This is a genomic window from Terrabacter sp. Root181, assembly GCF_001428505.1.
Lineage (GTDB): Bacteria > Actinomycetota > Actinomycetes > Actinomycetales > Dermatophilaceae > Terrabacter.
Map to the genome: position 1 here is coordinate 18,471 of NZ_LMHU01000011.1, position 24,476 is coordinate 42,946.

General features: G+C 67.3%; 19 protein-coding genes and 2 pseudogenes. 7 read left to right on the forward strand and 14 right to left on the reverse strand.

All coding sequences use genetic code 11. The annotated features are described in order from the left end of the window. Positions 1–156: 156 nt before the first annotated feature. Both ASD90_RS23685 and ASD90_RS23210 read left to right on the forward strand, forming a co-directional pair. Entirely contained in the window at positions 157–1,098 is a 942-nt protein-coding gene (locus ASD90_RS23685; protein WP_157623251.1) for a hypothetical protein, read from the forward strand. An 11-nt stretch (positions 1,099–1,109) separates the two neighbouring features. Beyond that, the gene (locus ASD90_RS23210) at positions 1,110–1,517 is read left to right on the forward strand and encodes an RpiB/LacA/LacB family sugar-phosphate isomerase (protein WP_369793645.1); all 408 of its coding nucleotides are present in this window, start codon (positions 1,110–1,112) and stop codon (positions 1,515–1,517) included. A 603-nt stretch (positions 1,518–2,120) separates the two neighbouring features. Here ASD90_RS23210 and ASD90_RS21640 read toward each other — a convergent pair. The 6 genes from ASD90_RS21640 to ASD90_RS21665 form a co-directional block, all read right to left on the reverse strand. Beyond that, entirely contained in the window at positions 2,121–3,581 is a 1,461-nt protein-coding gene (locus ASD90_RS21640; RefSeq protein WP_235506868.1) for an ATP-binding protein, read from the reverse strand. Further along, entirely contained in the window at positions 3,581–5,026 is a 1,446-nt protein-coding gene (locus tag ASD90_RS21645; RefSeq protein WP_056761249.1) for an SCO6880 family protein, read from the reverse strand. Before ASD90_RS21645 ends, ASD90_RS21640 begins: the two co-directional genes overlap by 1 nt. 2 nt (positions 5,027–5,028) lie before the next feature. Next, a complete protein-coding gene (locus tag ASD90_RS21650; protein ID WP_056761252.1) occupies positions 5,029–6,369 on the reverse strand; it encodes a type IV secretion system protein in 1,341 nt (446 codons plus the stop codon). Beyond that, a complete protein-coding gene (locus ASD90_RS21655) occupies positions 6,366–7,157 on the reverse strand; it encodes a hypothetical protein (protein ID WP_056761254.1) in 792 nt (263 codons plus the stop codon). Before ASD90_RS21655 ends, ASD90_RS21650 begins: the two co-directional genes overlap by 4 nt. 1 nt (position 7,158) lies before the next feature. Continuing rightward, a complete protein-coding gene (locus ASD90_RS21660; protein WP_020145907.1) occupies positions 7,159–7,440 on the reverse strand; it encodes a DUF6112 family protein in 282 nt (93 codons plus the stop codon). Positions 7,441–7,561: 121 nt separating this feature from the next. Continuing rightward, a complete protein-coding gene (locus ASD90_RS21665) occupies positions 7,562–8,641 on the reverse strand; it encodes a C40 family peptidase (protein WP_056761257.1) in 1,080 nt (359 codons plus the stop codon). Positions 8,642–8,774: 133 nt separating this feature from the next. Between ASD90_RS21665 and ASD90_RS21670 the strand changes: the two genes are divergently transcribed. Continuing rightward, complete coding sequence (locus ASD90_RS21670) at positions 8,775–9,215, forward strand: hypothetical protein (RefSeq protein ID WP_157623252.1); 441 nt, start codon at positions 8,775–8,777, stop codon at positions 9,213–9,215. Here ASD90_RS21670 and ASD90_RS21675 read toward each other — a convergent pair. Beyond that, entirely contained in the window at positions 9,155–9,580 is a 426-nt protein-coding gene (locus tag ASD90_RS21675; protein WP_235506879.1) for a hypothetical protein, read from the reverse strand. The genes ASD90_RS21670 and ASD90_RS21675 overlap by 61 nt on opposite strands. Before the next feature lie 5 nt (positions 9,581–9,585). Then, on the reverse strand, positions 9,586–9,996 hold the full coding sequence (locus ASD90_RS21680) for a hypothetical protein (protein ID WP_020145911.1): 411 nt from the start codon (positions 9,994–9,996) through the stop codon (positions 9,586–9,588). Between the two features lie 356 nt (positions 9,997–10,352). Here ASD90_RS21680 and ASD90_RS21685 point away from each other — a divergent pair, with 356 nt between their 5' ends. From ASD90_RS21685 to ASD90_RS24800, 4 genes and pseudogenes are all read left to right on the forward strand, one after another. Then, positions 10,353–11,876: a hypothetical protein gene (locus tag ASD90_RS21685; protein ID WP_056761266.1), complete on the forward strand. Its 1,524-nt coding sequence runs from the start codon at positions 10,353–10,355 to the stop codon at positions 11,874–11,876. Beyond that, a complete protein-coding gene (locus ASD90_RS21690; RefSeq protein ID WP_082588960.1) occupies positions 11,873–12,214 on the forward strand; it encodes a signal peptidase I in 342 nt (113 codons plus the stop codon). Before ASD90_RS21685 ends, ASD90_RS21690 begins: the two co-directional genes overlap by 4 nt. Positions 12,215–13,216: 1,002 nt before the next feature. After that, positions 13,217–16,168, forward strand: coding sequence for a MobF family relaxase (gene mobF / locus ASD90_RS21700; RefSeq protein WP_235506880.1), 2,952 nt, complete (start codon positions 13,217–13,219; stop codon positions 16,166–16,168). A 725-nt stretch (positions 16,169–16,893) separates the two neighbouring features. After that, positions 16,894–17,244: pseudogene (locus ASD90_RS24800) on the forward strand (SpvB/TcaC N-terminal domain-containing protein); the annotation flags it as partial. 180 nt (positions 17,245–17,424) lie between these two features. Here the strand turns inward: ASD90_RS24800 and ASD90_RS24485 are convergent. The 6 genes and pseudogenes from ASD90_RS24485 to ASD90_RS23870 all read right to left on the reverse strand — a co-directional run. Further along, positions 17,425–17,604 (reverse strand): annotated as a pseudogene (locus tag ASD90_RS24485) (transposase); the annotation flags it as partial. A gap of 385 nt (positions 17,605–17,989) precedes the next feature. Beyond that, positions 17,990–20,407, reverse strand: coding sequence for a caspase family protein (locus tag ASD90_RS21710; RefSeq protein ID WP_157623255.1), 2,418 nt, complete (start codon positions 20,405–20,407; stop codon positions 17,990–17,992). After that, positions 20,404–21,519, reverse strand: coding sequence for a hypothetical protein (locus ASD90_RS21715; protein ID WP_056761282.1), 1,116 nt, complete (start codon positions 21,517–21,519; stop codon positions 20,404–20,406). Before ASD90_RS21715 ends, ASD90_RS21710 begins: the two co-directional genes overlap by 4 nt. Then, a complete protein-coding gene (locus ASD90_RS21720) occupies positions 21,516–22,424 on the reverse strand; it encodes a MoxR family ATPase (RefSeq protein WP_200958676.1) in 909 nt (302 codons plus the stop codon). Before ASD90_RS21720 ends, ASD90_RS21715 begins: the two co-directional genes overlap by 4 nt. Beyond that, positions 22,421–23,350 (reverse strand): hypothetical protein, encoded by a 930-nt coding sequence (locus tag ASD90_RS21725; RefSeq protein WP_056761286.1) that lies wholly within the window; start codon positions 23,348–23,350, stop codon positions 22,421–22,423. Before ASD90_RS21725 ends, ASD90_RS21720 begins: the two co-directional genes overlap by 4 nt. Further along, positions 23,343–24,404 carry a caspase family protein gene (locus ASD90_RS23870; RefSeq protein WP_162260240.1) on the reverse strand — a complete coding sequence of 354 codons (1,062 nt, stop codon included), beginning with the start codon at positions 24,402–24,404 and terminating at the stop codon, positions 23,343–23,345. Before ASD90_RS23870 ends, ASD90_RS21725 begins: the two co-directional genes overlap by 8 nt. Between the last annotated feature and the right edge of the window lie 72 nt (positions 24,405–24,476).

The following is a 24,476-nucleotide window of genomic DNA, read 5'->3' on the forward strand; positions in this document are numbered from 1 at the left end:
AAGCTGCGCATCGCTATTTCGTGTGCGGTGCTTGCGCTTGGGCTCTTGCTCATCAGTACGCCAGGATGGCTGTTCGCAAATCAGTCCAACCCTGTTTTGACTAACGCAGTTGTTGGTTTAGCCGGTGCGCTTATTGGCTTCGCCGTAACGAGCTTCGTGAACGAGATCCTCGACCCTACCTACGACGCGGTCATGGAGGCCTTTGACCTGCAGGGAGATGTTCTGAATCCTCATGGGTTCAGAGCTGCAATCCGTGAGGAAGTTTCGACATCCGTTTCGCGGGTCATTGCTGCGCCGACAGAGTTCGGTCCACGGGCTCAAATGGTCCAGAAGTTGGCCCTTAGGGACGCGAAGACTCATGCAATCATACAATCGATATCGCTCTCCCAGAAATGGCAGACAGCCCAAACACTGGAGGACCTCTTTCGGCGCAATCCCGCTTTCTCTTTGAGAATACTCCTCATTCACCCGTACTCCAAGAACTCTCTTGCAAGAGAGACGGACCTTGGATTCGCATCCGGAACAATCAGACAATTGGTTCAGGAGAGCCTCATACCGTTAGCCAGTCTACGGAACCAGGAGGCTATCGGTCAGCGCCTGCAAGTGCGTGGCTACTGGTCAATGCCGTATTTTGGTATTTCCAGCGTCGATTCCGTGAGATCGCTGATCACGCTTTCGCGTGAGGGTCGCGGCGGTGACCAGAACTACGCCTGCCTGATACACGGATCAACCCCGTCCACGTTAGCGATGATCGCTGATCTGGAGCAAGGGTTTGAAGAGCGATGGATGGCATCGCATGACCTGATGGTTCCTCTGGAATTAACCGTCAAGTCGGTCGCCTCCCAAGTTGCCGGAGACACTGAACTCAAGGTGGCGGTCGAGTCTAAGTCCGACGTGCTGGCCAAGTCCCTCGTGTTCAAGGTAGACAATGGGAAGGTGCAAGAAGTCGCGCAATCGGATCCCAGGCGGGTGCTCGTTTCCGTGTTGCCTATCAGTGGAGGCGTGGTCCGGGTCCAAGTCACAGAGGCCCTTTCGCACGACAAGAATCAGTGGTTGGCGTCCCCGGTCGAATTGTCGATTACTGGTGGTGGCGGGTGACAAGGCTGGTTGTGGCATCCGACGCAGTTGGCGGCGCCATGCTCGATGCGACGCTTGCGCTCCTTCCCGATTCGATTGTTTATGAACGGGCTGCGCCACCTTCTGAGAATTACGCCTGGGTAGCGCGAGAGGTTTGCCACCTTGTGAAAGAGTCCGAAGGCGTCCGTGGGTTTCTCGTATGCGGAACCGGGATTGGAATGGCGATAACAGCGAACAGGATCTCTGGCGTGCGCGCTGCGGTCTGTCACGACATTTACTCCGTCGAGCGATCAATTCTATCCAACGACTGCCAGGTTCTGTGCATGGGTGCTCGCGTCATCGCCCCCGAGTCGGCGGCGCGACTCTTACAGCATTGGATGACTCTCACCTTCCAAGGAGACGGACCATCAGCGTGGAAGGTGGGTCAAATCGACGCATAGGCGTCTCCGGGTGTCCTTAGCCGATCGCTACACATGTGGAGCGAGTCGATCTTGTTGCCGCCTCCGTCGCTACACTCTGCTCAGATCGCAAATGACCAGCTATTTCCGTGGGTTTGGCGATTGCCACCGTGATCCTCGGCAGCTGCTCGCAGGTTCGGTGGGAGGCAATGGGTCAGCCGAGGGTGGTAAGCAGCGATTGGTGACGGTGGTGCTGAAGGGCTGCTCAGCGGGCGCGTCTGGCGGGCGCCACGATCGCTCGCCGTCGCGATTCCGTGATTCACCGTGGCCGCTCGAGGGCGGTCGCATTTGAGGATACCGATAGGGTCGTGGTCGGTCGCACGATCCGGGCCTCGTCCGCGACCTCGAACGCGAGGATGGCGTCGTCGGCGTGAACGGTGGCGCCCTGCCTAGGCTGTGAAGCAATGGTGGTGAGCCGCGACCCCGGAGCTGCTGACTTGACTTCAGCGCTTGACGACGCTCGCTTTCGGCGCCACTGCGAGTACTACACGGCCTGATCAGGCCGGCCTGACAACGGCCTCCAGCAACGTCCGATGCTCGGCAGAACGGTAGGTCATGAACGTCTGCGCTGAGTGCTGATGGGACTCATATGGCCGACCTCTGGAGCTCCATACGCGAGTTGGTGTCGAAGAGCGTTAGCTCGTCGTCCGTTGCCACGTGACGGACGACGAATGCCCTCTGGCCGACGCGCCACAGTCCCTCGCCGCGTTGCAGATCCGGGAGTTGGGCTCGCTCCGCCGTGGACAGTCCCAGTTCGAGTGCGGTCTGAGGAGCCTCACTGACCTCTTGCTGGTAGATGACCTTCGTCGAGCAGTCGCCGAGCAGACCTCGAGCCAGCGCACGTGACTCGGAGCCAGCGTTTCCCACGGCGTCGAGGTCCGACAGCCGGTGCACGATCAGCAGGTTCGCGATGCCCAGACCGCGCGACAGCTTCCACTGAGACTGCATGCGGGCGAGCAAGGCGGGCTGGCGCATGAGCCGCCAGGCCTCGTCGTAGATGACCCACCTCTGGCCCCCGTCAGGTGCCGATAGTGCCGCCTCCATCCATGCTGAGGCGCACGTCATCACCATCGCGATGAGCTGATCGGAGCCCTGAATCTGCGAAAGGTCCAACGAGACCATCGGCAGAGTCGGGTCGAAGGTGAGGGTCGAAGGTCCGTCGAAGAGGCCGCTGAGGTCACCAGCGACCAATCGGCGCATGGCATGGGCCAGGTCGCGGCCGTCGCGTGCGAGCTCAGCGGCACTCGAGCCGGGAAGTGCAGACTGAGGCTCCAGGAGCAGATCGACGACCATCGGCAATGTTGGTTCGACCGCCGCCGCGGCAGCGCCGGCCAGCGAAACGTCCAGAGCGGTGTGCTCAACAGACACCAGAGGCCGCCCGAGTGCCGACTGAGCCAACGAACCGACAAGGGCGCGTCGCCGGTTGGCGACCAGCAACTGCCACTGGGAGTCGGGGAGTGCCGGGTCGCGCGGCCCGGGGTCCAGCGGGTTCAGACGGTTGCGTGAGCCGCCGCCGAGTTGGATAGCGGCGCCACCGACAGCCTTGGCGACGACGGACCATTCACCCTTCGGGTCGCCGGGCACGTAGACCCGCCGCCCGAAGGCGATCGACCGAGTCGCCAACGACTTGGCGAGGCAGGACTTCCCCTTCCCGACGACCCCGGCGAGCAAGCAGTTCGGATTCGTGATGATGCCTTGGCTATAGAGCACCCAGGGGTCGAAGCAGAAGCCACCTCCTGACCAGGCGTCCTGCCCGACGTAGACGCCTTCGCTCCCAAGACCAGCCTCCGCAAGGAAGGGGTACGCGCCGGCGACCACGTCGGAGGTGGCGCGGTGTCCCGGCAGCCGAAGCCGGCGATAGGACCGCCCAGCCTCAGGGCCGTTCTCTCCCTCGGCAGGAAGGAACTGCGGCGAGTCATCGTCACCACTGCGTCTGCCCCGTGCCGCTTCACCCGAGCGAGCAGCCGGTGGCTTCTCATGCCGACCACGTCGACGCTTGGTGCCCTGTGGCGCGTAGAAGGTCCCTGACGCTCCTGCCGACGACATCAGCTCACCTTCCGCGCGAGTGGAAGTGAAGCAGACACGAAGGCTCGGGCCTGCTGCCCATAGAGCCGTCGCGTCTCGCAGCCGCACTGGATGGCGGCGCGCGAGATCTCCGCGACTGACGCTTCGAGTTCATCCCGCGAGGGCGCGGTGATGGAGATGAGGCCGGTGAGCTTGACGTCCGCGTGGCCGCTGATGAGCGCCCGTTCGCGTTCGAGGACGTCGTCGCGTTCCGCGCCGTCGGAAAGGTCGGCGATGGCGCCGATCTTGGCCTTCTGCGCCGCCTCCGTGGCGTACTCGACCTTCGCCTTCCTGATGTCGCGCATCGCCGCGTCGGCCGGGATCGGCTGGATTGTCATGGAGAGGGTCTTGCGGATGCCCGGTTGGAAGACCAGGGAGTGCAGGAAGTATGGCGGCGCCCCGACGCGCGGCCATTCGCTGATCCAGAGCACGGCGGAGTATGCCGTGTCGTGGCGGACGTGGTCCCACTCCTCGTCCATGGCCACGGGGCCAGCGCTCGCCAGCGTCTGAGTCTCGCGGTCGCCAGTCTCGTGTCCGGGCTCGAAGGCCTCCCGCAGCGTCGCTGCGAGCTCGCTCTCGTTGAACCATGTCGCCAGCGACAAGTCCGCGGCGCGGAGCCCGGCCTCGAGGGACGTCATCTCCTGCCGGAGGAACGCGGCCGCTCCGCGGAGTCCTCGCCCGGCCTGCTTGATGTGCGCCCGCGCGCTGCGGAGGTCGAGCGAGAGCGCGAGGACCGTGCGGTGCGTCGATGCCGCGGGCGCGGCTGTCTTCATGAGCGACTCGTACTGCTGCACGGCCCACTGGCCGGGTTGCTTGACGCCGTTGACCTCCCACCAACCAGTGATGCCGCGGCCCGCGTCGGGTAGCGACACCTCGAGCGCCTGCAGCCGGCAGCCAGTCCCGGAAGCGGCCAGGCTGGCCAACGCCCGACCCCATCCGTGGACGCGCCTCGCCTGCTCGTCGCTCGACAGGAGCACGTATGCCGGGTGGCGCACGAGTGCGACCGCGGTGAGCGTGTGCCCGTGTGGGTCGTGCAGCATCGCTGCGCCGGACTCCTCGTCGATGAGGAAGCGCAGGGCAGCAGCGTCGCCGGGGAGGGCGAGCGTGCCGCCTGGTCGTGGGGCTGATGGGCGCGCTCGGAACTTGGTCTGACCGTTCAGCTTCCGCACGGCGTAGTGCCCTGCCGTGGGGAGTGACTCGACGGCGGGGCGCCCATGCCAGCGCACAAAGGCGAGCGCGATGAGTCCGGCCCAGAGGGGTGCCGTCAGGCCGGCGCCGGTCGAGCTGCCGAGGAAGATCGCGGGCACGAAGACGAGCGCGGCGACGCAGAGGCAGAGGATGCGTGATGACGAGAGCCCGAGGAGCAGGCCGCGCCGGGGGAGGCGTCCGAAACGGACGGTCATCGGGGTGGTCGTGGCGTCGGTCATGGTCAGCTCCTCGAGCCGTGGGTGAGTGGCTGCTTCATGGGCGTTTCCTGGACAGCGGCGCCAGGGCCTCCGCCGGCGGGCGAGGAGACCCCGGGTGGGTTGGTCGCGACGTCGCCGGCCTTCATGGCGACGGCCTTGGCGCCGAGGGCGACCCCGGCGACTGTGGCAGCCGGAGCAGCCAGCGAGGCGGCGGCTGCGGCGCCCCCTCCGCTGGCTGCTCCAGCCGGTCCTGTGGCACCACCGGCAAGGCCGGATCCCACGTCGGGCGGTGGTGGGCCCACTGGCCCGGAGGATCCCGGTCGCGGGGGAGGCGGCGGCGGACCGCCGCTGCCCTTGGTGCCGCGGCTGTGGCCGGACGACCCGACGGAGGCGAGCGCCCGTCCCTGGGCCTGGATCGCGCTGACCTTCTGGGGTGCGCTGACCAGAGTCTGCGCGCCGACCGAGGCCTGCCGGGCCGTGGCATGTGCCGAGTGAAGGGTGTCGCCGGCGAAGTGGAACATGCGGATCGCCACCCAGGGAGCCAGCCCGCCCAGCAACAGGATCAAGGACCCGCCGGCGAGCTGCGTGACGGTCTGACCCACGCTGGAGCCTGACTGTCCGGCGCCGTTGAGGACGGCGACGCCGATGCTCAGGATGATGACGAGGAGCAGCTTCGAGACGATCATGGCTGCGACGAACTCGATCCACCGGCGGACCCAGGCGCGGGTGAAGTCGGCCGTCGCGCCGGCAAAGGCCAATGGGGCGAGCACCGCGGCCACGATGAGCATCAGCTTGCGGATCATCATGGCTGCCCACACGACGACCGCCGCGACGATGATGACGACAGCCAGGAGGATCATGACCGCTGGGTTCTGCATCTGGGCCAGACCGACGAAGGAGAGCTTGCCGCCGAGGGCGCCCATCTGTGTGCCCATTGTGTAGCGGACGACTCCGTCGCTGAGGGCGTCGACCGCTCCGAGCAGGACGCGCGTCGTTGCCAGGGCGAGCGCGGACCCGACGAAACTGATGAGGAGCCCGCTGAAGGCGCGGCCCAGAGCGACGGGATGCCCGCGGAGAGCGGCTGAGGTCACCTGGATGATGAAGAGTCCCAGGCAGAGGGTGGCCGCAATTGCGCCGGTGATCGTCATCTCCCGCGCCAGAGCCGGCGATGCCAGGTCCAGCGTGGTCGCCTCGCCGATCTGCTGCCACAGCCAGGTGGTGGCGTTCTGGGCTGCGAGCCCGAAGTAGCCGGCGATGTTGCTGAAGGCGCCATCGACGACGTTGGACGCAGCCCCGGCGGTGCCCGCTGCGGCTTGGCCGATGAGACACATCGGGTTGGCGGCCATGATGCCGTCGCAGCTCATGACGTGCTCACCGCCAGAGACGAGTAGGTGACCGCGGTGACGAAGCCCCACGAGCCTCGCGTGGGAGGTCCCTCGATGTTGAGCGTCAGGGCTACGGACGACGTCGAGGTCACGGCCTTCCCCTGCTTCCGGTAGTGGAGGGTGACAGATGCGGCGACCTCACGACCGGTGATGCCCGGGTCGCTGATCCTCCCGCTCGAGACGGCGGTGCTCCACGCCATCGGTTCAGTCACTCGTTCGATGCGGACGGTGGTGTACGCGTCCTGCAGGCCAAGGGCGGTCCACGCGTTCCGCACCGGTACAGCCGGGGTCTGACCCGCAGCGTCCGTCACCGAGTAGACGGCAAGGTGGTCGCGCAGCTCTTTGGGCACCAGTCCCACGACGAGGGGCTCGGAGGTCTGGGCGGCCTCCGACTGCACCCAGGCGAGGTGCTCGGCTCTCGACATCCGGTAGTCCTGCGTCAGGAGCCGGCGGACGAACTCCGCGGCATACAGGTCAGGCTGTTGGGAGAAGTCGCCGGTGATGCGTCGCCCCGGCGGCCCTGGTGCGACTCGTGCCGCCGCGCGGAGGCGGTCGAGCTCGGTCGCCACCGGGTCCTTGGTCGGCGCTGGCGACTGAGCGGTCGACGACTCCGGCGTCGGTGCGGCATCTGGCGTCGGCGAGCCCGAGACCTGAGGCGAGCCCCCGACGGGCGCCTCGGAGTGTGACAGCGCGACGACTCCAGCCACGAAGAGCAGGACGACGACGCTCGCAGCAGTCAGGTACGGGCGGAGAGCTCTCCAGTTCATGTCACTGGACCGCAGAGCCCGCAGCGCTGAAGAAGGTCACGAGTGTGTTCGCCGCGCCGATGAGCATCGCCGCCCCCGCGGAGACGAGGACGCCGGTCTTGCCGCGGCCGGCCACGTGGGGGTTCGACGAGTGTGAACCGATGGCCCAGGCGATCGCCGAGATGGCGATGCCGGCCACGGACGCGATCAGACCGAAGGTGAGCAGCGCGCCGACGATCTTCTCGATGGCGGCGATGCCGGGCAGGCCGTTCTGGTTGGGCGGGACGTCGACGGAGGGGATCATCCAAGTCTTCATCGTGGTGCCTTTCGCAGCTCGCGCGGACCGGTTCCGCACATGGCTGCGATAGAGGACCGGTCGGGGCACTATTCGTCGAGCCATGGCAGATAGGGCCCAGATCGCTCCGTCAGGAGATGTGGCGAAGCCCCGAAACGCCCTGTGACACAAAGGACTTGTAGGAGACAACCCGGACGACGTCACCAGTTCGAGGAGCGTTGACGACGAGTCCGCGTCCGATGTACATGCCGACGTGGCCCGGCGAGGCGAGCGTCCCCGCTGATCCCGGGATCATCACGAGGTCTCCCGGGGCAAGGCTGCTCGAGGTCGTCGCCGTGCCGTCGCGCAGCTGCTGGCTGACGACGCGTCCGATGGGGATCCCCGCTCGGCGCCACGCCTGTTGGGTCAGGCCCGAGCAGTCGAAGGCACTCGGCCCCTTGCCGCCCCAGACGTACGGCTTCCCGAGCTGGGCGAGGGCAAAGGCCACTGCCGTACGCGCCTCGGGAGATGTCGTGGGCGGCAGCCCGAACCCTGCTGGGAGCCCGTGCGTGCCGGATCCGCCCGGCGCGAGGGCGTCAGGCGGCGCACCTCCGCAGTCGAGGTTCGCAGCATCATGTTCGATGAAGGCGAGGACCGCTGATGAGCGTGCGGTCTGCCGCTGGTAGTTGCCTCCGACGACGCTCGAGCCACCGTTCGCACCGCTGGGGCGCCCGGTGAAGGCTGACCGCTGGACCATCTGGGCGGCATACCAAGGCGTCATGGACTGCCAGTCCTCGAGGCGGAGGAGCGCGTCGACGAAGAGGTGAGTCGACTCGGCCGCGTCCATGCGTTTGGCCGCGCTGCCCCACCCCGGACGCTGCTGGAAGAGGCCCAAGGAGTCGTGGTCGAAGCCCACGCCCTGGCTCGGGAACGCTGAGCCCGTCGGGTCATTCGGGTTGGCGAGGACACGCAGGTCCGACTCGGCCAGAGCAGCCGTGAGAGCGATGAAGGCACCGGCCCTGCCAGCCCGCTGTTCGGCAGCCGCGACGATCGTGCGGGCGTTCTGCGCCTGGGTCGGCGAGAGTCCTGGCACCGGGCCGCTCGACACGCAGGCGGGAGGGCGGGACGGGAGCGCACCGCTCTGCGCGGCGGCGATCGTTACGACGCCCAGGCCACCGAGCACTGCGACTCCGCCCGCGGCAACGACGGTGGCTGCACGGGTGAGCGACATGCTGCGCGAACCGCGGGATCGGGGCACTACCGGCACGCCGTGCGCCGATGGTGCCCCTCGGCGGCAAGTTGTCCTCGCCGAGGAGGTATGCCGTATGAACCGACTGAGATCACGGCCACGTCGCGTTCACGTGATGTCGGACGAGTGGGCGGACGCTCGACAGCTTGCGCTCGAGCTGGCTGGGCTGGCGCCGCCGCTGAATGTCGATGTCATGTCGATGGGCCTCGTCCTGGAGCCCGGCGAACGCGCGCTGCGCCAGGTTCCGGTCGAGGTTCGTCACGCTGACCGGGCCCGCTGGACGGGGGAATCGCGAGGCATGGGTCTGCTGACCGACCGCCGCGTTCTGCTCAATCTCGATACAGGACAGTCGGTTTCGTTCTGGTGGGGATCCTTGGTCGGGTTCCGGCCGTGCGTCGAAGACGGCTATGCGGTATTCGACTACGGCGACGGAGTCGCTCGGCTCATGTCGAGTCGTGCCATGGCATCGATCGCCGTGGCCGGCATCGCTGCGCTCTACGGCACCGCCGGACTCGTCGAGCACCCGGCGCTGGCCACGCTGCGAGACGCGACGTGACTGCGCAGCGTCTGCACCTGACGGCGCGCGTACTGGCGCTGCCCACCCGTGAGGTCTTGCGACACGGCATACAGCCGGAGCAGTCCGGGCCACCCCGAAGGGGAGCCGGCGAGGAGCCGGTGGACGGCGCGCCGCTGAGCGGCGGTGAAGCCGAGCTGCTCGAGCATCCGCTTGGTGCATGCGCGCGAGTTTCCGCCGGCGCGCTTGGTCGTGATCGTGGTCAGTGGGTCTGCTGCGCCACGTCGTCTGGCTTCCTCGATCCTGGAGATGAAGAGGTCGAAGACGGGGGTCAGGTTGATGTCGGCGAGCTCCTCCGCCGTGAGGTGGAGCTGAGCCGCCGTCCAGTCGTTGAAGTTGGTCTGCATGCTGGTCACGCCACTTCCGACATCTCGAGGTCGGCGAACACGACCGGTTCACCCGGGCTCACGTGGGTCATCCCGTGAAGCGCGTCGGCCTGCGCTGCGCGTGCCGAACCGAGCGCGCCGCGGGTGGCGACGCCGCGGAGCATGATGAAGAGCTCTCGAGGCGCCATCGCTCTCGCGTGAGCCTCGTGGGCAACGAGCCACTCCATGGCCGCAAGGAGCTCGTCGGTGGAGTGCTCCGGCGTCACCGACACGGGGGAGGTGGACCCCATCGGCACGATGTGACACGTGCTGCGGGTGCAGACCACGTCTTGAACCGTGAGCCACAGCTCGTCCCTTCCATCAGACTCCCGGGCCAACGGCCCGCACTGGCGCAGGCTCTCAGCGAGCTGCTCGGCCTTGACATCGCGAGTGGTCATGCCCTGCTCCTTCGTGAGATCAGCGGGGCCCCGGCAGCAGCCCGCTCCCTACCATTTGTCCCGCTTGTCGCCATCCGGCGCTGGCTCGGTCTCACCCAGTTGTGGACAAGTCTCAGGACCCGACACGTTGTCCACACGGGCGTCGCGGTCGAGTTGCGGTCCGGCGAGATCGGCGAACAATGCGCCGGGCGGCGGACGCGGATCGCCTGGACCATGGACGACGCTGTGCCTGCTTGTGGTGATGACTTCATGCGATCCAGTCAGCCAGCGCGCGCGGCATCACCCCATGACCCGCAGATGCACTGGCAATGCACTCAGGTGCACAGCCGAGTGCCGGGGCGCTCCGGGGGTGGCTCATGACGTCCGTCGTGGTGCCGACGTGGCGGCCGGCCGACGCGGTCTGTCTGCAGCAAGCCCTGAGGCTGACGAACGAAGCCTTCGCTGAGACTCTGGGCTCAGCCGCTCGCACGGTCGCGAAGTGGCATGCGAATCCGGCTATGAAGCTCACGACTGAGATGCAGGCCGCGCTCGACACTCTCCTCAGCCGAGCCGCCGAGGATGCGCGAGAACGCTTTGCCCAGCTTCGTTTCGCCGGGGTCGCCGAACCGGCGGCGGTGACTGAGTCCGCGACGGCGCTGCAGGGCGCAGAGCACCTCCACTCTGCTCTGGAGTTCCTCGACGAGCTGCGAGGGTGCGCTCCGGGCACATCCTTCGAAGCAGTTGCCAAACGGGCGATCACGTTGAGTCGCGACGACCCGATCGCTCACGTCGACAGACAGGATGTCGCTGACCGCCTCGTGGATTTCTACAGCACCGAGAGCGGCCTCGCGGGAGCGATGCACCTTCAGTCCAGCGAGGGCGTCATGACGACAACTCTGGTCACCCCGCACGGGGGCCTCGCCCCTCGGAACATGGGAGTGCCGTCCTCCGGATTCGCTCGCCGTACAGCGGCTGCGCCGCTATTGGCTACGCCAGCCTTACTTGCGGCCGCCGAGACGCGGCTGGCGCGTTGTCTCTTGGGTGGCACGCGTTTCTCGGATCAACCGACCTACCGTCTTGTGGACGTCGATCACGAGTCGGGTGGCATACGTACGCAGTTCGCCATGACCACGTTCGCGCGCTACGCGCTCACGTGGGATCTGCTCGAGGCCGAGGTCCTCACGGCGCTCGCTGCTGGTACGTCGGTGCTTCCGCTCCGAGAGCAGCTGTTGCCCACCGCACGAGCGGTGCTGACCCCAAGCGCCCGAGAGTGTGTCGGGGGAGCGCTCGCACTGTCGGCCTTCGCTCGTCCGGCATCGGGCAACCGGCCTGCCGACTACGTCCTGCTCATCCAGCAGCGCAGCAGCAGGGTCCTCAACGGAGCTGGACGCATCGCCGTGATCCCCAAGTGCTTTCACCAGCCGACCAACGAGGCGACTGCTGAGGTGGACGTGCGACTCACTCTCCTGCGGGAGACGGAGGAGGAACTGTTCGGGCGGGCGGAGACGGACAACAGCCTCGGGCCGTCATCGGTCGCCGACCTCCTGCACCCGAGCCGCATGACGCCGGCCATGCGTTGGCTGACGGAGTCCTCGGCTCTCGACGTGCACCTCAACGGCTTCGCGTACAACCTCGTGGCTGGGAGCTTCGAGTTCCCCGCCCTGCTCGCCGTGCACGATGAGACCTTCTGGCAGCGCTTCGGAGGCGACGTCGAGGCGAACTGGGAGGCCTCTGGACTGCTGCGCTACTCGAGCGCCGACGCTGACGGGCTCGAGGCCTTGCTGCACGACCCGCAATGGACCGATGAAGGACTCGTCGCCTTTGCCCTAGGTTTGAAGCGGCTCGCCCAGCTCAATCCGGAGCGAGTGAAATTGCCGGCCCTCCAGATCGGAGTCTCGTGAGCATCGCCACCGGTAACGCCTTCGACGACGGCCCTGCGCACCGCGGGTGGCTCGTCGGGAACTTCATCGCGCCACCGGACAGCGTGGCGAACACCACCGATGTTGAGATCAAGTGGGGCACGCATGCCGCGGGGGAGGAGCGCGCCGACTGGACCACCGGTGAGACCCGCACCTCGATGATGGTGCTGATCTCCGGGCGCTTTCTCCAGCGTTTGCCTGACCGCGAGGTTGAGCTGAGCAGGCAAGGCGACTACGTGATGTGGGGCCCAGGCGTCGTTCACGCTTGGCGCGCCATCGAGGACTCGGTGATGCTGACCGTGCGGTGGCCGTCGGTCTGAGCAACTCGCTATTAGGCGGTCGCCGACGTGTCCGATGTTGCAATGGCCTGCTCGGCACGTCGCAGGTCGCGCCGTAGCATCGCCTCGTCGGTGCCGAGCAGCACAGCGGCGCGAGTGGCGCCGGACGTGCGCACGAGACTGCGCTGGGCCTCGAGCAACTTGGCATCCGCCGCCCGCATGCGGTCTCGGGCGATGGCGCAGCCCCCGGCGGCCGTCTCGACCCTCCGCAGCGCCTCGGTTTCTGCGCGCTGAGCCTCAAGGAGGCGCTGTCGTGCTCCCGCGTCCACTGGGTGTCCCATGGGCAATCCTTCCGTTCGCTTCGATGTAGGTGCATGACGGGACGATTGGGTCACCGTCGGTGTGACACGGTCGGGGTCAGCAGCCTCGCCGGCAGCCACTGCTGCACGACAGCGGCGTCGGCCTCGATGACATAGGTGACGAACGCCCACCACCCGTCGTCGCGACGGGACCACTCAACGATCAGCCCTGGATGGGGTCCCCGCGACGCCTCCGGGCCAGTGACCCAGCAGTGCCGGCGAGCTGGAGGCGGCACCGGGATGGGGTGCTCATGCCCTCGTCCCGACCCACCAGCCATCCGCCCAGTATCCCGCATCGTCGAATGTCTGTTCGAACGTGCGTGGGGATTCCAGGTGGCGACGAAGTTTGAGAAGCCGGCGCCCGCACAGGGGGAGCGAGCGCCGGCTCCACGAGCATAGGGCCCGTGGCGCCGCCGACTACATACCGTGCGCAAGCACCCTCGCGGTCCGCGATCGCCAACCAGGCACGCTGACGTCCCACGTTGTCGCCACCACCGGCGCACCTCGCCGTCCTTGATCGCCCCCTAACTCCGCCTCGACCACTCGTCTCCCGATGTCGCCCGACGCCGTCGAAGCCCCAGTCGCAACTCGGCTCGACTGCGCCCCTTTCCGCTCCACACGTCTGGCACCAAGGTGGTCGCGGCGCCGTCGGGTGCCCCGTGGGCCGGGTTCGCTGCGGGTGACGATGTCGATCCGCCGGATGACGCTGGGCTCGGGCTACCGCTACCTGATGGCTTCGGTCGTGCGAGGCGACGCCGCTGGGCCGGCGTCGCCTCCGCTGACCGCGTACTACAGCGAGCCCGGCTGTCCGCCGGGACGGTTCCTGGGCGCCGGCCTCGCCGGTCTCGGCGACGGCCGGGGCATCCCGGCAGGCTCGAAGGTGAGCGAGGAGCACCTGTGGCGGATGCTCGGGATGCTGCAGGACCCGGTCACCGGGCAGCCGCTGGGCCGGCCCCCGGGAGCCGAGCGGACGGCATACGTCGACGCGTTGAAGCGGCCACGGAAGGCGCCGCAGACGGTGGCGGGCTTCGACCTCACGTTCAGCGCGCCGAAGTCGGTGTCCGTGGCGTGGGGCCTGGCCGACGAGGCCACCCGGCAGCGGATCTACGCGGCGCATGTGGCCGCGACGGAGTTCGTCATCCGGTACGCGGAGCAGACGGTGTTCGCGACCCGCACCGGACGCGGAGGTGTCGTGTCGGAGGATGTGCGCGGGGTGGTCGCGGCGGCATTCGACCACTGGGACTCGCGGTCCGGTGACCCGCAGTTGCACACCCACGTCGTCGTGTTGAACCGGGTGCAGGCGGTCTCGGACGGGGGGTGGCGCACGCTCGACAGCAAGGCGCTGTTCCGGGCCGCGGTGGGTCTGTCGGAGCTGTACAACGGCGTCCTCGCGGACCTTGTGACGGCGGATCTGGGGTACGAGTGGGAGCCGCAGCGGCGTCGTCATTCGCCGGTGGAGAAGTGGGAGGTCGCCGGGGTGGGGGAGGCTCTGCGGGCGGAGTTCTCGCAGCGCACCACCGAGATCGACGCCGTGAAGGACGCCCTCGTGAGCGAGTTCGTCGCCGGGCACGGGCGGCAGCCGACGCCGCGGGAGGTGCTTCAGATGCGTCAGCGGGCGACGCTGGAGACGCGCCCGGCGAAGGAGCTGCGGCCGTTCGGGGAGCTGGTGGCGGGGTGGCGGAGGCGGGCGCAGCCGTTCGTCGGGGAGGACTTGCAGGCGTGGGTCGCGACCCTCGCCGAGCGGAACGACCTGCCCCTGCTGCGCGCTGGTGACCTGGCCGAGGCGATGCTCGAGGAGGCGGCGCGGGTGTCGCTCGAGGTCGTGTCCGGCAAGCGGTCGACCTTCACCCGCGCGAACGTCTTCGCCGAGTCGCTGCGTCAGATCCAGGGTGTCCGCTTCGCGGCACCGCACGAGCGCACGGTGGTCGCGGAGCGGATCACGGCCCTCGCGATGAGCCATGCGGTTGATTTGACGCCGCCCGAGGTGGGCTTCGTCCCGGACGAGCTGCGCCGCCCGGACGGCACTTCCCGGTTCCGTCCACGCGACTCGGAGGTGTTCACGACGCAGGCGCTGCTTGATGCCGAGGAGCGGCTCCTGGCCGCGGGTCGGGCGGTCGACGCGCCCAATGTCGACGAGGGTGTGGCGGCGGCGGTGTGCGCCGCGGAGCTGCCGGCTCGTGACCATCCGCTGTCGGCCGAGCAGGCCGCTGCCGTATGCCGGGTGGCCGGTTCGGGTCGCTCGCTCGACGTGCTTGTGGGCCCCGCGGGGACCGGCAAGTCGACGACGATGGCCGGCGTCCGGGCCGTCTGGGAGTCGCGGTACGGGCCCGGGTCGGTGGTGGGGCTGGCGCCGTCGGCGGCGGCCGCCGAAGTGCTGTCCGATGCGGTCGGGGCGCCGACGGAGAACACCGCGAAGTGGCTCGCCGAGGCCGCTCGGCAACCTGCCCGGCTGGCCGAACTGGACGAATTGAGAGCGGCTTTGGACCGGGCGAGCCCGTCGCTGCGGACGCGCGCCCTGACATGTCGCGCCCGGGAGCTCTCAGCGGAGGTGGTGCGGTGGGGCCTGCGCGCGGGGCAGCTCGTGATCGTCGACGAGGCGTCCATGGCTGGCACGTTCGAGCTCGACTCGCTCACGGCATACGCCCGCACCGCGGGAGCGAAGGTGCTTCTGGTCGGGGACTGGGCGCAGCTGTCACCGGTCGCCGCGGGCGGCGCGTTCAAGCTCGTGGCCACGGACCGCGACGACGCGCCTTCGCTGCATGATGTGCGCCGGTTCCGGCACGAGTGGGAACGCGACGCATCGCTGAAGCTGCGGACGGGCTCGAAGGGTGCGTCGGGGGAGTACGCGCGCCGAGGTCGCGTGCGTGGGGGCGATCGGGAGTCGATGTTGGACGAGCTGTTCGCGAACTGGACCGACGACATCCGGGCTGGCCGGAGGACCCTGATGGTCGCTTCCGACACTGCCACCGTGGCCGATCTGAACAGTCGGGCCCGGGCTCATCGCGTCGCGCAGGGCGCGGTGGAGGAGGGTGGGGTCACTGTGGCTGACGGGTCGGTGATCGGGGTCGGCGATGTCGTGGTGACGCGCCAGAACCAGCGCGGGCTGGGCTCTTCGACGGGGTGGGTGAAGAACGGTGACCAGTGGCTTGTCGCCGCTGTCGGAGCCGACGGGGCGCTGACGGTGCGACGTGAGACGGGTGGGGGAGTGGCCCGCCTTCCGGCCGAGTACGTCTCTGCGCACGTCGAGCTCGGGTATGCCACGACGGCGCATCGGTCCCAGGGCAGAACGGTCGACACGACCCACGCATTCGTCACGGCGACCACGATGCGCGAACCGCTCTACGTGATGGCCACCCGCGGCAGGGAGCGCAACATGCTCTACGTCGACACTCACTACGAGCCCGACGCGGCGACGTCGCACGACGAGGTGGTGGCGACAGAACCGACGGTGGTACTTGAGCGAGTGCTGGCACGATCCGGCGCCGACGTCAGCGCCACCGAGACCCGAGCCCTGGAGCTCTCGAACAGCACCAAACCGGCCCGTCTCGAAGCCGAAGGCGCAGCGATCTTGGCCTCTCATGCCCTCCGGCGGGTGCAAAGGTACAGTGACGGTGAGTCGTCCCGACGGGAGATCTAGCGAGACAAGTCGCCCGGCCAAGAGCGGATTAACCCGCCCAGACGGGCGACGAGCAGATCGATGCCGGCCACAACCATCTTCAGTCTCCGGGCGGGGCGGAGCCCTGCCACATCGATGTGCGGGGCACGAGCCGATGGGACCCGGAGTGGTTCAGACAGCGGTGCCGCGCTTGCACGCGGAGCTCGAATCCGAGCCCGTGCATTGCGGGACAGGGGCCCGGTGAGACGCGGGCGATCGCTCATCGTGACGCGGCACCGTGGCGGGCGTAACCGCGTCATACCCACGTACGCATAAATACGTACTTACTGACGACCGCCTGCGCAGACCCGCTCAGCCGGAGCAGAGTTTTCGTCTGGACAATGCCATGGTGAGTCTCTCTCTCAATGGTGACTCCTCGGGGCCTGGCAGCTTCGCGTTGAGTACGACCGCCTTCGCGGCGGCGGAGGCGGCTGCATCATGCCTGCACGGGTTGCCTTTATGGGGCGTCGGCGTCGTGGGTCCGCATTCGTAGGAATCTTGGCCTTATCGGTTGTGGTGACGATGGCCGCGCCGGCGGCTCTGACGCCGGTGGGTCTGGCGGCGAGCCTTGCGAAGTCGGCCGTTACGCCACCTGATCACCCGAGCGTCTTCGCCGAGGAGCCGAACACTTTGGCGGGCATGGAACCCGCGAGCCCAGCTGCAGGTGTGAGCCTGGTAGAGCCGCCGTCGGCGACGTCAATGGCGACGCAGCGCTGTCGTATCCGATCGAGGTGCCAAAGGGACGGCTGGGCATGCAGCCCGACCTGAACGTCACATACTCCTCGGGAAACGGTTCGAGCTGGGTTGGCCAGGGATGGGACCTGTCGGTCGGGCTGGTGTCCGTCGATACCCGTTTTGGCGCGCCTCGATACAACCCAACGAAGGAGAGCGAGTCCTACCTGCTCAACGGCGCCCGTCTGGTTCCCGTGGCCGGCGCGCTCGTCGGCGGAGATCGCGTCACAGAACGGACGTTCCGGCCCTTGGTCGAGGGCGCGTTCTCCAGGATCGTCCGGCACGGTGACTCCCCCCAGAACTACTGGTGGGAGGTCACGGACAAGTCGGGAAAGCGATCGGACTGTTCCGCGACATCGACTCACCGATCACGCTGGCGTTCCTCAACCGCTTCCCGACCCAGACCAAGGTCGACTGGCTCAGCCCGGCCCGCCTGCAGTCCTGGCTACACGGCCAGCGCTACCCCAACCCGCCGTGCCGAGCAGCTCCACGCGCACCTGGCCGCCGCCGCCCGTGGCGAAAAACGCGGACGCCGTCCGCAGGATCTCGTTCGCCGTGCGCGGCTCCTTGACCTCACGCTCAAGCTCGGCGATCCGCATCGCCTCCGTCGTGCTCACGCCCGGGCGGTGGCACTCGTCGACCTCGGCCTGATGGACCCAATTGCGCAACGTCTCCGGCTTGCTCCCGAGCTGCTCGCCGACCCGCCGGAGCGCACCCGACTTCGTGTCCCGGTCACGCCGCAGATCGACAGCGATCCTGATCGCCCACATCCGAAGCTTCTCTGGGTAATTCCTCGGTGCCGCCATGTCTCTCATCCTTCAGTGGAATGAGAGCCTCCATCACGCCCGGAACGGGACAGTCGGGCAGGCTGCCGGCGTCTCTTGCCGAGCTCGGGCAGAATCAGCGACCGGAATGCCGGAGTTCCTGTTCCTCGACGATGGCGACATCGACTTCGCTGAGATGGCGCACATCGTTGCTGCCACAACCGGCGGCGCTCGGCGTCCCCAAGCAGCAGATGTCAGAGGCGGACCGGGCCAATCGACCCAACATCGCGGTCTTGTGCCGATTGGCCTACGGCGGCTGTGAGATCGACAGAGAAGGCGCGCCGATTAGCCCGTACGCCAGTCCTGCCGCGTGGCCCCGTCGGAGCAGCTGCATCCTGGCGTATCGGAGGGCGCTATCCGCGCGCGCGCCCTGAAGGTACTGATCGAGCACCAGGCGTCGCACCTCGGCTGCCAGGGTGAACTCGACTGGAACCTCGCTGTAGAGCAGCCCGTGGCGGGCCAATTGGGAGACCTCCTCCAGCAGCTTCTCTGGTGCTCGGTCGCTGCGCACGCCTCCGGCCTGGTCCACCGCCAGCAGGGATGGCGGCTCAGTTATCTCACTCTCGCCCAGCGCGCGCAAGGACGAGTGCGGCATGACGTCGTGCAGCCATACCACGTGTGGCGAAGTCCCTTGGATCCGGGCGATGAGCTCGGTAATGCTGCCGGAGAGGACGTCTGGATCGGTCGCCTGGGTGGGATCCATCTTGCCGTCGACCCACACCAGACGCTGAGGAGCGCCGAAGACCATCATCATTCGCGGACGGAGCGGACCGACGCTCATGGTTGTCACGTCGGACAGGCCCAAAAAGCCGCTGGGACACACGACCGTCTCGTCGTCGAGACTCGGGCAATGCCCCTCGAAGCAGGGTGTCGCCTCGATCGGAATGCCGTCGTGAAGCGCCTGCCTCACCTCGGAGCACAACTTGGTTGGGCCAATGCCAATGCGTCGCCTGTACGCGGTTTGGAGTGGAATCAAGGGCGTGCTCGGGCCGAGCTCGATCCTGGTCGACCGATAGGGAGTGACCTGTTCGATCAGGCGACCCTCCGCGGCCAGTTCTTCGTGCAAGCGCGCGCCTTCGACGGCGAGGCCGCGCAATTGGTCCTCGAGGCTTGCCACCTCCCGCGCGTCGAGGCCGAGATCGACCGGCGTGCGCTTGTACGGCGTTCGAGCCACGTTGCCCATAAGCTCGCGCAGCTTACCGACGCGGATGGTGAACGATGGCGTCCGCGGCGTGCGTGGACGCCGATCGACGAAGGCGAACGGCTCACCTGATAAGACGAAGAGAAGCTTCTCCGAGCCAGAGCCGTGCAAGTCGCTCTTATTCATCTCCGAAGTGAGGAACTGGACCAACTCCTCGACCGTGACGACGCCGTCGCGGTTCGCATCGGCCGCCCCCTCGATGCCGTTAACGAGGTGGACCGTGAACGTTCCCTGCTCACTGGTGCTGGACTCGTAGCTCACTTCGGGCATCAGGAGGCTGACCGATGAGCTGCTGCGGAGGTTTGCGAGTGAGGCGCCCGCATTGACGGAGTTCACCTCGATCTGGCCGCCCGAGGTGTCGAGCAGAAGCACGATCCGGCCGGCGCCGCCGCTCACCAGGACGTCCTCGATCGTGGTGAGGGGCACCATGTCTTCGGGCTTCTCGAAGTCGTTGAGTGCAAGGAGGAGCTCGCCGCCCTTGCGAGTCCCGTGCCCGCTGTAGTAGAAGACCACGACGTCGTCCGGCGAGAGGCCTCTTGCCCTGTCCAGCCTGGCCCTCATCTCAGGTCCCGTGGCGGCACTTTGGACGAGCACGTCGACGTCATAGCCGACCTTGGTCAGGACGTCGTGGATGCTCCAAGCATCGCGCTCACAGTAAAGGAGCTGCGCGCCACCTCCCCAGCCGTTGGCGCCGACCGCGATCGCCACCCGGCGGCCGACCCGCCAGGGCAGCGGCTCGTCGGTGCGAGGCGGCGACGACACCTGCACCGAGGCGGGCGCGCTGACGGTCACCCCAGCGACGGTGAGACGCCCGTGGTCATCGACCAGCGTGTTCAGGGCCGCCTCTGCCTTCTGTACGTCTCCGCGCGCCGCGGCACCATGGGCGCGCGCGAAGGTGAGCAGGTCCGGCTGCTGCTCGAGCGGTTTGCTCAGGTGATCGACGACCGACACCAGCCGCAGCACTTCGTGACGGTCAGCACGCGCGGCGCCGTCGATGGCCAGCGCCAGGTCCGCCGCCGCTCGCGCTGGCGCGACCTGTGCCTCGGCTGCCCACACCTGCGCCTGGGCGTAGCTCCTTGAGTCGACATCCTCGCTGTCTAGGGCGGGGCGCACATGCTGGCTCAGCAACCGGGCGACCTGTGCGGCGCGCTCGGCACCGAAGCGAGGGTCGGCCACCAACTGATCGATGAGGCGCTGGCGAACTCCTGCGGACATCGCATAGAGCTCCTCGCTGATCTGCTCGCATAGGGGGGAGAGCAGGAGATCTGGCACGGCTACCCAGGGCGCACCGATCGGCTGGCCGTCAACATCGTGTGGGAACGTTCCCCAGATGCGGTAGGCGAGGTCGGGCGTCAACGCCAGAGGGATCGCGCAGTGTGAGGCCAACGCCAAATGCGGCTCACCGAAACGTCGCACGAACGATGTGATCCTTCGCTCCGTCGCACGTTCGTCGGGACTGGTCACCGCGGGTTGACCCTCCCTCGGAGCGAGAGCACCGCGTCGCGGAACCCGCCACGACTTAGCTCGAACATCGCCACCTGGGTGGCGATGTCGGCGGCGGTGGTGCCCCTCCAGCGCTCTTTCGGCATAGGGTTGATCCACGCGATCCTGTCGATGCGCTGGCGCAGCCGGGTGAGAGACGAGACGGTCTCGCCGAACCGCTCGAGTGATCGGCCACCGCGCGCCGCGCCGCCGTCGCTGAAGAAGAGGACCCCGGTGCGGTCGCTGACCCACGGCGCGATCGCTTCGTCGAACGGCACAGCCCACTGACGATGACTGTCCGTGTAGAGGTGCACGCCGGGGCAGTTGTGGAAGTAGAAGACGCCGGACTGTCCGAACCGTCCGCCGCGGCGGGCGGTCTCGATGAGCCGGTCCGCGATCCCGCGGAACGGCACCATGGAACCGCCGTCGTCGACCAGCACCAGCAGGCGCGCGAGGTTCACACGGCGCGCGACCTTAACGGGCTCGACGAGCACGCCGGTGTCTCCGACCAGGCGCACGGTGGCCTCGACGTCCAGCTCGACCATAGGCCCTGAGCGCGCAGCGTGGCGGAAGGAGCGCCAACTCTGCTTCATCTGACGCTTGGTGACCGGTACGTAGTCGCTGGTCGGTCCCGTGGGCCGCGGTTCCCCCGCGGTCGTCACAGCGGACAGCACCGCGCGTGCCGCCTGCACCTCGTCGTCGATCGCCGCGGGGATCTCTGCCGCGGTGGCCGGCGCGGACGTGCCTAAATCTTCCAGTCCGGGCAACGAGCGGCGCGTCGACTCGACCGGGGGGGACTGACCCGCCGACTCACCCGTGTCCGAAGCCGCCGCGTCGGCCGCCGTGCCTGACCCCATCACCCGGTCGAAGTGCAGGTCGAAGACGCGTTGCTCCTCGACGTCCTTGATCCACAGCGCCGACAGCAGCCGTCGCAGGGCAGCGGCGTCCGGCAGACCGAACCCCGCCTGTAGGGCACGGAGCGCGAGGCGGTACTCGTCGATGCCGAGCGGGAGCCCAGCATCTCGGAGCGAGAGAAAGACGTCGAGGAGCCACGACGCCCGTGGTCGCGCCGGTGGGGAGAGGGTGATTGTCATGCTGGCTGGCTGACGTACCGCCGGTGGTCCTCGAGGGCCTTCAGCAGCACGGCGGGATAGGGCAACTGGCCGTCGAGCTTGCTCAGAGCCTCGTCGGTGGGGTGGCTGCTGAGCACGCGGAACCAGTCGACCAGCTCGCTGGTGCTGACGCGTTTGCCTGCCTCGCCCTTGTCACGCACCATATCGGAGCGAAGCTTCTCGAACCGCTCAACCGCCGCCCGAACCAGGGATGTTGGAGCCGTTGGGAAGTGGGCGCTGACGATGCGGATGAGCTCATCGGGGTCCGGGAACTCGATGTAGTGGAAGATGCAGCGGCGCAGGAAGGCGTCGGGCAGGTCCTTCTCGTCGTTGCTCGTCACGATGACGATAGGTGGGTGCCTGGCGATGACCTCACGTTCCTCCCTGTCTTCCAGCTCATCGATGGTGAACCTGCGCTCGTCCAGCTCGAGCAGCAAGTCGTTCGGGAAGTCGATGTCGGCCTTGTCGATCTCGTCGATGAGGAGCACGGTCCGCGAGTCATCGCGGAATGCGCGTCCGAGCGGTCCCCAACGGACGTAATTCGCGGCATCGGCGGCTCGGGCAACACCTTCTCCGACTCCTTGCTGCCCTAGGTTGGCATCACGGAGCCGGCCGATGGTGTCGTAGGTGTAGAGACCGTCGCGCGCACGGCTCGTCGATTTGACCGACCAGATCTCCAACGGCAGTCGCAGCCGAGCCGCCACGGCCTCGGCGAGCCGCGTCTTGCCAGCCCCCGGCTCGCCCTTGATCAACAGGGGGCGCTCCAGGTAGATCGCCAGGTTGACCACCTCGACCAGGGCCTTGCTCGGGAGGTACGGCGCCAGGGGGACGCTGCGTCCGGGTGGCGGTCGCCTGACCCGTTTGCGGTCGTAGCGGAGCGGTGTCATGCCTCCAGCCATCTCTCCAACTCCCATCCGTGACACTGCCACAGGTCATAGATGGCCCACAGGACGTCGTCGGGGCTCATCTCCTCACCGACCACCGAGCCCGCGATCTCCTGCATGTCGCCCACCACCAAGTGGTCGGGCAGGTGGTCGATGGACTCGGTCAACCACGCCTCGACGATGTCGGCCGGGAAACCGTCGACCTCCACGTCCACCAGCACGCCAAGGCTAGCCGGGAGTACGACCGGCGTCGCGGGTCGGAAGTCGACCAGGAGCAGGACTAGCTTGTGCTCAGGCGTCGCGGCTCGGACCGCCGCGACCAGTGGCTGCCACAACTGGGCCAAGCACTCGTCCACGTTGATCCGGTCGAGGTCGGACATGATGATCACGACGTGCTGGTTGGCCAGCCTGGTGACGACCTGGTCGGCCACCTGGTCCCGGGATGCGCTGTGCGGCAGCGCCATGGAGTGGCCGAGCTCACGCCAGAACGCATCGGGTGAGGAGCTAAGGACGGGAGATCCGAACCCCATCCGGATGGGGGCTGACGGCGCCACCTGATGGCTTCCGAGAAAACGCTTCAGCAAGAGGCGGACGGCGATTTGAACGGGGCCGGGTATGCCCGGCGCGGGCACGATGCGGACCGCGACCGGATCGCCTGCCACGACGTGCTTGACGAACGTCTGCACCTGGACGGTGTAGTCGAGCCGCAGCAGCGCGGTGCCGAGGCGTTGGCCGGGCTCAGCATTCAACTGACGTTGGATGTCCGCGCTTTCGCGATCTAGGTCGGCCAGCTGCTTCTGAAATTCCACAGATCTCACAGGGTCCGTGGTGAGTGCCAACGCCCGCTGCACCGCGTCGATCTTGCGGCGGATAAGTGCCAGACTTTCGAGAAGGGCGCTCCCAGAAGAGACGACGGCGACCTCAGTCATCACTGCCGCCGCCCAGCAAGGCATCGATGGTCTCGATATCGGTGGCCGCCTGGCTGTGCAGGGCCATGCGTTCCAGCAACTGCTGGTCGTACTTGAACCGGGTCAGGGGGTCGTTCTCGATCACCTGCGCGTTGCGCAGTGCGTCGATCTGGAGACCGAAGACCTGGAGGTTGGCCTGCAGCGTCTGGCGCCGTGCCGCCAGGTCGGCCTTCTGCCAGTGCGGCATCGGCAGCGGAGACGCGACCGGCGACCCGCCACCGGGGATGGCCTTGGAGCCACCCGCGTAGTAGCAGACCGGAAAGTTCTCGTCGAGGCCGTCGATTCGGTTGACGAACGGGTGTTGGACGCCGCCCAGTGCACCAGCGCGCTTCGGCACCTGTCCCAGGACGTAGGCCAGCACGTCGAGAATCCGCGCGAAGCCGTCGGCCGAGTGTGCGCCCCGTCCGGCGAACGCCTCGAGGACGCACTCGGTAAAGGTGCTGAAGGTATTGCCGACATAGGACATCTCGTCATCACGCGACGATGCGACGATGACCCGACCAGTGCCCTGCGAGAGGACCAAGTGCAGCTCAGGCGGCATAGCTGCCTTGGTGATGGTCTGGGCGCCATCAGCCTTGGCGGTGGGCAGACCCGCAGCGAAGCAGCAGTCAAGCAAGACGAGGAGCCGTCTAGCATGGATCGCCTCGATGAGCGCAGTCAACTCATGGTCGGAGACCCCGGTCTCATGAGGACGGGCAAGGTCGAATCCGTGCGGGACCAGAAAGAACTGTTCGCTCCTGCCTTCCTGCACCTTACAGCCATGGCCCGAGTAGTAGAGGACCACCATCGAATCCTCGTCGGCACTATTCGCGAGAGTTTCGAGGCCGGAAATGATTCCGTCCCGGGTCGACTGCCCCTCTGTCAAGAGTCGCGCCTGGCCCGATGGGTAGGCACCTCGTACCGGGTCCACCAGGATTTCACGCATCGCCGTGGCGTCGTCAACAGTGACCGGGAGGTTGCCACCAACCCCGATCAATAGCGCATGTCCGTCGACGAAAACGTTCTGGTTCGCCATTCTCTCGCCGCTCTTGCCAGTCCCGAACTCAATGTGCAAACTACTACCACTTGCTCGTTTCCGAAAGTGAGG

What these genes read in the sequence shown, in the direction of transcription:
- ASD90_RS21655 (WP_056761254.1), bottom strand. Translation starts at nt 7,157, where the DNA reads ATGAACTGGAGAGCTCTCCGCCCGTACCTGACTGCTGCGAGCGTCGTC.
- ASD90_RS23870 (WP_162260240.1), bottom strand. Translation starts at nt 24,404, where the DNA reads ATGGCGAACCAGAACGTTTTCGTCGACGGACATGCGCTATTGATCGGG.
- ASD90_RS21650 (WP_056761252.1), bottom strand. Translation starts at nt 6,369, where the DNA reads ATGAGCTGCGACGGCATCATGGCCGCCAACCCGATGTGTCTCATCGGC.
- ASD90_RS21645 (WP_056761249.1), bottom strand. Translation starts at nt 5,026, where the DNA reads ATGACCGACGCCACGACCACCCCGATGACCGTCCGTTTCGGACGCCTC.
- ASD90_RS21720 (WP_200958676.1), bottom strand. Translation starts at nt 22,424, where the DNA reads ATGACACCGCTCCGCTACGACCGCAAACGGGTCAGGCGACCGCCACCC.
- ASD90_RS21680 (WP_020145911.1), bottom strand. Translation starts at nt 9,996, where the DNA reads ATGACCACTCGCGATGTCAAGGCCGAGCAGCTCGCTGAGAGCCTGCGC.
- ASD90_RS21725 (WP_056761286.1), bottom strand. Translation starts at nt 23,350, where the DNA reads ATGACTGAGGTCGCCGTCGTCTCTTCTGGGAGCGCCCTTCTCGAAAGT.
- ASD90_RS21660 (WP_020145907.1), bottom strand. Translation starts at nt 7,440, where the DNA reads ATGATCCCCTCCGTCGACGTCCCGCCCAACCAGAACGGCCTGCCCGGC.
- ASD90_RS21640 (WP_235506868.1), bottom strand. Translation starts at nt 3,581, where the DNA reads ATGTCGTCGGCAGGAGCGTCAGGGACCTTCTACGCGCCACAGGGCACC.
- ASD90_RS21665 (WP_056761257.1), bottom strand. Translation starts at nt 8,641, where the DNA reads ATGTCGCTCACCCGTGCAGCCACCGTCGTTGCCGCGGGCGGAGTCGCA.
- ASD90_RS21715 (WP_056761282.1), bottom strand. Translation starts at nt 21,519, where the DNA reads ATGACAATCACCCTCTCCCCACCGGCGCGACCACGGGCGTCGTGGCTC.
- ASD90_RS21685 (WP_056761266.1), top strand. Translation starts at nt 10,353, where the DNA reads ATGACGTCCGTCGTGGTGCCGACGTGGCGGCCGGCCGACGCGGTCTGT.
- mobF (WP_235506880.1), top strand. Translation starts at nt 13,217, where the DNA reads ATGTCGATCCGCCGGATGACGCTGGGCTCGGGCTACCGCTACCTGATG.
- ASD90_RS21670 (WP_157623252.1), top strand. Translation starts at nt 8,775, where the DNA reads ATGTCGGACGAGTGGGCGGACGCTCGACAGCTTGCGCTCGAGCTGGCT.
- ASD90_RS21675 (WP_235506879.1), bottom strand. Translation starts at nt 9,580, where the DNA reads ATGCAGACCAACTTCAACGACTGGACGGCGGCTCAGCTCCACCTCACG.